The sequence below is a fragment of the Streptomyces sp. P5F9 genome (assembly GCF_057961495.1).
This window is the reverse complement of the sequence record NZ_JBXVPZ010000468.1, coordinates 1-7,358: the sequence shown is the minus strand read 5'-3', so window position 1 is coordinate 7,358 and position 7,358 is coordinate 1. Positions and strand designations below refer to the sequence as shown.

The window sequence follows — 7,358 nt, the reverse complement described above, 5'->3', positions numbered from 1 at the left end:
GGGGGTGGAGGTGGTGGCCGCGGTCATCGTTCGTCTCCCTGCGCACCGACTGGGTGGTTCTTAGTCCGCGGGCCGGTGGGGGCTGGTCGCGCCGTTCCCCGCGCCCCTTTGGGGCGCTCTGCGCCCGACATCAGGTACGCGTACTCCGTGTTCGTCCGTAGGAGTTCCTGGTGGGTGCCGACTGCTGTGATGCGGCCGTTGGACAGGAGGGCCACGCGGTCGGCGAGGAGGACTGTGGATGGGCGGTGGGCCACGATCAACGCCGTTGTCTCGGCCAGGACTTGGCGCAGGGCTGCCTCGACGGCGGCCTCGGTGTGGACGTCCAGGGCGGAGAGCGGGTCGTCGAGGACCAGGAAGCGGGGTTTGCCCACCACCGCCCTTGCCAGGGCGAGGCGTTGGCGTTGGCCGCCGGAGAGGCTCAGGCCCTGTTCGCCTACCTGGGTGTCCGTGCCCTGGGGCAGTGCGTGCGCGAAGTCGGCCTGTGCGACGGCCAGTGCTCGCTCCAACTCCGGTTGTCCCGCGCCCTCTTCCGACCCCATGAGTACGTTCTCCCCGACGCTCGCCGAGAACAACGTCGGTTCCTCGAAGGCCACGGCGACGAGGGCGCGCAGCGATTCCCGGGGCATGGCGGTGATGTCCTTGCCGTCCAGTGTGATCTGGCCGGAGGTCACCTCGTGGAGGCGGGGGACGAGGGCCGTCAGTGTGGTTTTGCCGGTGCCTGTCGCGCCTACCAGGGCCATGGATTCGCCGGGTCTGATGTGCAGGTCGATGTTTTCGAGGGTGGGAGGGGAGTCGGCGGGGGCGTCTGGGTAGCGGAAGGAGACTGAGGAGAAACGGAGGCCATCGTTGTCAAGTGACGGCCGGTGGGGGCTGGTCGCGCCGTTCCCCGCGCCCCTAAAGGGCGTCTCCGCTTCCGGGGTTTCATCCATCACCTCGAAATAGCGCTCCGTCGCCGTCGCCGCCTCCTGGCTCATTGCCAGGAGGAAGCCGATCGACTCCACCGGCCAGCGCAGGGCGAGTGCTGTGGACAGGAACGCCACCAGCGTGCCCGCCGAGAGATTTCCGTCCGCGACCTGGACCGTCCCCACCACCAGCGCCGCCCCTAGCGCCAGTTCGGGGAGGGTGACGATGACGCCCCAGATCGTGGCCAGGAGTCGGGCCTTGCGGAGTTCGGTGCCGCGCAGGGTGCGGGAGAGGTCGCGGAAGGCTCGGGCCTGGCTGCGGTGGCGGCCGAAGCCCTTGATGATGCGGATGCCGAGGACGCTCTCCTCGACGACCGTCGTCAGGTCGCCGACCTGGTCCTGCGCGAGGCGTGCCACGTGCGCGTACCGCCGCTCGAAGATCACGCACGTGATGATCACCGGTATGGCGGGCCCCAGGATGACCATCCCCAGCGTCCAGTCCTGGAGCAGCATGATGATCACGCCGACCAGGATCGTCACCGCGTTGACCAGCAGGAACGTCAGGGGGAAGGCGAGGAACATCCGGAGCAGCATCAGGTCCGTGGTGCCTCGGGAGAGGAGCTGGCCCGAGGGCCATCTGTCGTGGAAGGACACCGGCAGGCGTTGCAGATGCCGGTACAGGTCCGCGCGCATCTCCGCCTCCACGTGGGACAGCGGGCGCGCGACCAGCCAGCGCCGCAGGCCGAACAGGCCCGCCTCCGCGATTCCGAGCAGGAGCAGATACAGCGCCCCGAGCCACACGCCCGCCGTGTCCCGGTCGGCGACCGGTCCGTCCACCATCCACTTCAGGACGAGCGGGAACACCAGCCCCGTACAGGACGCGACGACGGCGACCCCGGCCGCGGCGAACAGCCGTACGCGCACGGGGCGGACGTACGGCCACAGCCGCGCGAGCGTACGGACGGCGGACCGGTCGGAGTGGTCCTCGGCGGAGGCGGGTGTCGTGGTCATCACGGGCGAGCCTACGGACCACCACTGACAGTGCCCACCGAGTTTTGGCCGGACCCGGATCGGCCGTTGGTCCTACGACCTGGGTGTTCGAGGGGTCGTAGGGGCGCATCAACCGATCGGTTGATGCACGGTCGAGCGCGATGGCCGATGTGCCGGGACCGGCCCGGGCGGGAACCTCGGAACATGTCAGCCACTCCTGTCATCGAAGTCACCGCACTACGGAAGTCCTACGGCGGCCGGGCCGTCGTCGACGGGGTCTCGTTCGCCGTCGAGGTGGGCGAGATCTTCGGGATCCTCGGCCCGAACGGCGCCGGCAAGACCACCACCGTCGAGTGTGTCGAGGGCCTGCGGGTCCCGGACGCGGGCCGGGTCCGCGTCACCGGACTCGACCCCGTCGCCGACCACGCGGAGGTCGCCCGGGTCCTCGGCGCCCAGCTCCAGGAGAGCGAGCTCCAGGCCAAGCTCACCGTCCGCGAGGCGCTGGAGCTGTACGCGTCCTTCTATCCGCACCCCGCCGACTGGCGGCCGCTGGCCGAACGCCTGGGCCTGACCGCCAAGTTGACCACCCGCTTCGCGAAGCTGTCCGGCGGGCAGAAGCAGCGCCTGTTCATCGCGCTCGCGCTGATCGGCAACCCCAGGGTCGTCGTCCTCGACGAACTGACCACCGGGCTCGACCCGCGCGCCCGCCGTGACACCTGGCAGCTGATCGAGGACGTGCGGGCGAGCGGGGTCACCGTGCTGCTGGTCACGCACTTCATGGAGGAGGCGCAGCGGCTGTGCGACCGGATCGCCGTGATCGACAAGGGGCGGGTGGCCGCGCTGGACACCCCGGACGGGCTGATCCGGCGCTCGGCGGGCTCCACCGTCATCAGTTTCACGCCCTCCGCGGCGCTGGACGACGGTGATCTGAACGCGCTCCCCGCGCTCACGTCCGTGGCCCGCAAGGACGGCCGGATCACGCTCTCCGGCTCCGACGAGACCGTCAACGCCGTCATCACGCTGCTCGCCCGCAACCACATCACCGCCCACCAACTCCGCGTGTCCGACGCCACGTTGGACGACGCGTTCCTGGACCTGACGGAGGTCACCGCATGAACACCGCAGTCCTGCGAACCGAGTTGAAGCTCTTCCGCCGCGAACCGGGCGCCCTCTTCTGGATCCTGCTGTTCCCGACCCTGCTGCTGGTGATCCTGGGTTCCATCCCCGGCTTCCGCCACCACGACGCCGACCTCGGCGGCCTGCGCACCGTCGACGTGTACGTCCCGGTCGCCGTCCTCCTCGGCATGATCGTCGGCGCGCTCCAGTCGATGCCGCAGAACATCACCGGCTACCGCGAACGCGGCATCCTCCGCCGCATGTCCACCACCCCGGTCCGCCCCACCGCCCTCCTCGCCGCGCAGATGGTCGTCTACGGCGCGGCGGCCCTGGTCTCCGCCCTGCTCGCGCTGATCGTCGGCCGGCTCGCCTTCGACGTACGCCTGCCGAAGCAGCCCGGCGGCTACCTCCTCGCCCTGCTCCTCGCGATCCTGGCCGCCCTCGCGCTGGGCTCCGTGGTGTCCGCGCTGTCCCGGACCACGAAGATCGCGGGCGCCATCGGGTCGGCGGTGTTCTTCCCGATGATGTTCTGCGCGGGCGTCTGGCTCCCGGTGAACTCCATGCCGGACGTCATGGCCCGCATCGTCGGCTACACCCCGTTCGGCGCCGCCGCGGAGGCCCTGAACAGGGCGGCGGCCGGGAACTGGCCGGGCTGGACGCACCTGGGCGTGCTGGTGGCGTGGACCGTCCTGCTGACGGCCGGCGCCTCGCGCTGGTTCCGCTGGGAGTAGGGGGAACGGCCATGCAGACTGGGGAGATGACCACGAGGGACCGGCAGATCGAGCGGCGCTGGGAACAGCTGCACACATGGGGGCCGTACGGTCTGCTCGGGATCGGTGTCGTCCTGGCGCTCGCCTCCTCCGGTCTGTTCGACTACTCCGCCGCCCAGTGGTACCTCGGCTGGGCCTTGGTCGGCGCGGCACTCGTCCTCCAACTGTGGTGGCACGGCACCCGCTCCCGCCGCCCCGGCCGCGGCCGGATCCCGTCCCGGGCGGGGACCGCGTACTACGTCGTCCGCTGGGCCATCGCCTTCGCCCTCACCTGGATCGACCCGTTCTTCGCGTTCTACGCCGCCTCCGGCTACATGGACGCCGACGAACTGATCCCGGGCGTGGTGTGGCAGCGGCTCGGACTGCTCGCCAGCGCGGTCACCGTGGCCGGTGCGCAGTCCGGTGGGCTGCCGCTGGGGAGCGCGCTCCAATGGATCCTCTTCGCCACGCTCGTGGTCGCCAACTCCGGCCTGCAGATGGCGGTCGCCCATCTCCAGGAGCAGGAGACCCAGCGCTCCCGCGAGCGCAACGAGACCATCACCGAACTCGAACGCACCAACACCGCGTTGCAACAGGCCCTCGACGAGAACGCCGCCCTGCACGCCCAACTCCTCGTCCAGGCAAGGGAAGCCGGGGTCGCCGACGAACGCCGTCGGCTCGCCGCCGAGATCCACGACACCATCGCCCAGGGCCTGACCGGTATCATCGCCCAGCTCCAAGTCGTGGCGAACGCACCCGACTTGACCACCGCCCGCACCCACCTCGAACGCGCCTCCACCCTCGCCCGGCACAGCCTCGGCGAGGCCCGCCGCTCCGTGCAGAACCTCGCCCCCATCGCGCTGGAGAACGACGGACTGCCCGAGGCCCTGAAGAACACGGTCGCGGAGTGGGGCGAACGCACCGCCGTCCGCGCCGAGTTCACCGTCACCGGCATCACCGAGCAGCTCCACGACGAGATCTCGGCGACCCTGCTGCGCATCGCCCAGGAGGCGTTGTCGAACGCGGCCCGGCACGCCCGGGCCACCCGCGTCGGCGTGACCCTCAGCTTCCTGGGCGACGAGGTCATCCTCGACATCCGCGACGACGGCCGGGGCTTCGACCCGCTCGCCCTCCCCGAACGCACCCGCACCGGCGGCTTCGGCCTCGACGGCATGCGCGCCCGCGCCGAACGCATCGCGGGCTCCCTCGCGATCGAGTCCGAGCCGGGGCACGGCACGGCCCTCTCGGCTCGCGTACCGTTGGTCCGCCATGAGTGACGAGTTGCTGATCTCCCTGCTGATCGTCGACGACCATCCCGTCGTACGGGACGGTCTGCGCGGCATGTTCGAGTCCGCGCCCGGATTCCGCGTCCTGGGCGAGGCGTCCAACGGCGTCGAGGCCGTGGAGCGGGCCGCCGACCTCGACCCCGACGTGATCCTGATGGACCTGCGGATGCCGGGCGGCGCGGGGGTCGACGCCATCCGCGAGCTGACCCGGCGCGCCGCCCGCGCGAAGGTGCTCGTCCTGACGACGTACGACACCGACTCCGACACGCTCCCCGCGATCGAGGCGGGCGCGACGGGCTATCTGCTGAAGGACGCCCCGCGCGACGAACTCTTCACCGCCGTCCGCGCGGCGGCGGAAGGCCGCACGGTCCTCTCACCCGCCGTCGCCTCCCGCCTGGTCTCCGCGGTCCGCGCCCCCCAGACCCCCGGCAACGAATCGCTCTCCGCCCGCGAACGCGAGGTCCTCGCCCTGGTCGCCAAGGGCACCTCCAACCGCGAGATCGCCCGCGAACTCTTCATCAGCGAGGCGACCGTGAAGACCCATCTCACCCACCTGTACGGCAAGTTGGGCGTCAAGGACCGCGCGGCCGCCGTGGCGGTGGCGTACGACCGGGGGATTCTCGGCTAGCTCGGATAGGGGAGGAGGTCGGAGGCGATCTTCTCCCAGGCCGCCTTCAGCTCGGCGAGCAACTCCGGCTTGTCGGGGGCGAGATCGGCCTGTTCGCGCAGGTCGGCGCCGAGGTCGAAGAGGTGGTCGTCGCCGTCTTCGTCCTGGTAGTACTTCCAATCCCCGCGCCGCAGCGCCCGGTTGGCCCGCACCCGCCAGAACAGGTCACGCTCGGGCGGCTGTTCGCCCTTGAGGAGATAGCCCGCGAGGCTCGTGCCGTCCAGCGGGTACGCCGGGTCCGGGCGGGCGCCGGCCAGCTCCAGGAAGGTCGCGGTCCAGTCGGGGGAGAAGTTCGGCTCGTGGCTGACCTGGTCGCCGTCGATGCGGTGCGGCCAGCGCACGATGGTCGGCACCCGGATGCCGCCCTCCTGGAGCACGAACTTCTCGCCGCTCAACGGCCAGAGGTAGGACCAGCGTTCACCGCCGTTGTCGCTGGCGAAGTACACCAGCGTGTTCTCCTCCTGCCCGGACCGGCGCAGCGCGGCCAGCACCTCACCGACGGCCGCGTCGAGGCTCTGCACCATCTCGGTGTACTTGGCGACCGAGCCGCCGTCGTACTGGTTGAGCGCGTCGCTGATCTCCGCCTGACTGGTGGCGGCCCGGATCTTCGCCGCGATCTCGGCTCCGGTCTCCTCGTCGCCCTCCGCGAGCCAAGGCCAGTGCGGGGTGGTGAAGTTGAGGTTCAGCAGCCACGGCTCGTCGTGCTTGCGGCCGACGTACTCCACCGCCCGCTCGGTCAGCACCTGCGTGTAGTAGCGCAGGTCCTTGTAGGTCGCGTCGCCCTCGTACAGGTCGTAGTCACCGAGCTGCCCCAGCTTGGAGAAGTACTCCAGCACGCCCCCGTGGTTGCCGAAGAACTCGTCCCAACCCGACTTCGTGGGGCTGTAGTCGGGCAGCCAGCCGCAGTGCCACTTGCCGATCAGCGCGGTGGAGTAGCCCGCCTTCTTCAGCAGGGAGGCGAGGGTCGGGTGGCTCGGGTCCAGCCCCTGCGTCCTGTTGGCGATCGGCTCGGCCAACCCGCCTGGCGTACGGCCCGGGTAGCGCCCGGTGTACAGGCTGAACCGGGTCGGGGAGCAGGTCGCCGAGCCCGAGTACGCGTCGGTGAACCGCACCCCCTGCCGGGCCAGCCGGTCCAGGTTCGGCGTCTTGATGTGCGGGGCGCCGTAGGAGGAGAGGTCGGCCCAGCCGAGGTCGTCGCCCAGGATGACGAGGAGGTTGGGCCGCTTGCCGGAGGCGCCGGGACGGGCCTTGAAGGGGCGCTCGGCGGGGGCGGCCTCGGCGGCCTCGGCGGTGGCGGCCGTACCGGCGACTGCGGTGACGGCACCGCCACCGACCAGGCCGCCGAAGGCGCGGCGGGATATCTCGGGCATGCGAGGTCCTTGTGGGGAAGACGGCGGGAGGCAGCGGAAGTCGTGGGGGGTGGCACCCCCATGTGATCAGCCGATCCGCCCCAAGCCCAGCCATCCGCCCCGGAGTTCACGGACCTGAAACGTCACCTCGGCGGGAACCGCAGCCGCCCTTCAGCTCACCACTTTCAGCAACAGCACCGCCCGCGCCGGCACCGTGATCGCCGCCCCCGCCGAGCGCCCCTTCAAGGCCCGTCCCGGCGCCTCCGGCAAGCCGCTTCGACCTCGCGGCGGCGCTGGCC

6 protein-coding genes are annotated in these 7,358 nt (G+C 70.8%); 4 read left to right on the top strand and 2 right to left on the bottom strand.

Annotated elements, in window-relative coordinates; translation table 11 throughout:
* Positions 1-23: 23 nt before the first annotated feature.
* The gene (locus AC31A1_RS42710) at positions 24-1,913 is read right to left on the bottom strand and encodes an ABC transporter ATP-binding protein (protein WP_489658468.1); all 1,890 of its coding nucleotides are present in this window, start codon (positions 1,911-1,913) and stop codon (positions 24-26) included.
* 183 nt (positions 1,914-2,096) lie between these two features.
* On the opposite strand from AC31A1_RS42710, the gene AC31A1_RS42705 reads away from it, so the two are divergent.
* The 4 genes from AC31A1_RS42705 to AC31A1_RS42690 are packed head-to-tail and all read left to right on the top strand — an operon-like array spanning position 2,097 to position 5,671.
* Entirely contained in the window at positions 2,097-3,008 is a 912-nt protein-coding gene (locus AC31A1_RS42705; RefSeq protein WP_489658467.1) for an ABC transporter ATP-binding protein, read from the top strand.
* The gene (locus tag AC31A1_RS42700) at positions 3,005-3,739 is read left to right on the top strand and encodes an ABC transporter permease (protein WP_489658466.1); all 735 of its coding nucleotides are present in this window, start codon (positions 3,005-3,007) and stop codon (positions 3,737-3,739) included. The genes AC31A1_RS42705 and AC31A1_RS42700 overlap by 4 nt, the downstream gene beginning before the upstream one ends.
* 26 nt (positions 3,740-3,765) lie before the next feature.
* Positions 3,766-5,034: a sensor histidine kinase gene (locus AC31A1_RS42695; protein WP_489658465.1), complete on the top strand. Its 1,269-nt coding sequence runs from the start codon at positions 3,766-3,768 to the stop codon at positions 5,032-5,034.
* The gene (locus AC31A1_RS42690; protein ID WP_489658464.1) at positions 5,027-5,671 is read left to right on the top strand and encodes a response regulator; all 645 of its coding nucleotides are present in this window, start codon (positions 5,027-5,029) and stop codon (positions 5,669-5,671) included. The genes AC31A1_RS42695 and AC31A1_RS42690 overlap by 8 nt, the downstream gene beginning before the upstream one ends.
* Here the strand turns inward: AC31A1_RS42690 and AC31A1_RS42685 are convergent.
* Positions 5,668-7,080 (bottom strand): sulfatase family protein, encoded by a 1,413-nt coding sequence (locus tag AC31A1_RS42685; protein WP_489658463.1) that lies wholly within the window; start codon positions 7,078-7,080, stop codon positions 5,668-5,670. The two genes, AC31A1_RS42690 and AC31A1_RS42685, sit on opposite strands and share 4 nt — an antisense overlap.
* Positions 7,081-7,358 lie beyond the last annotated feature (278 nt).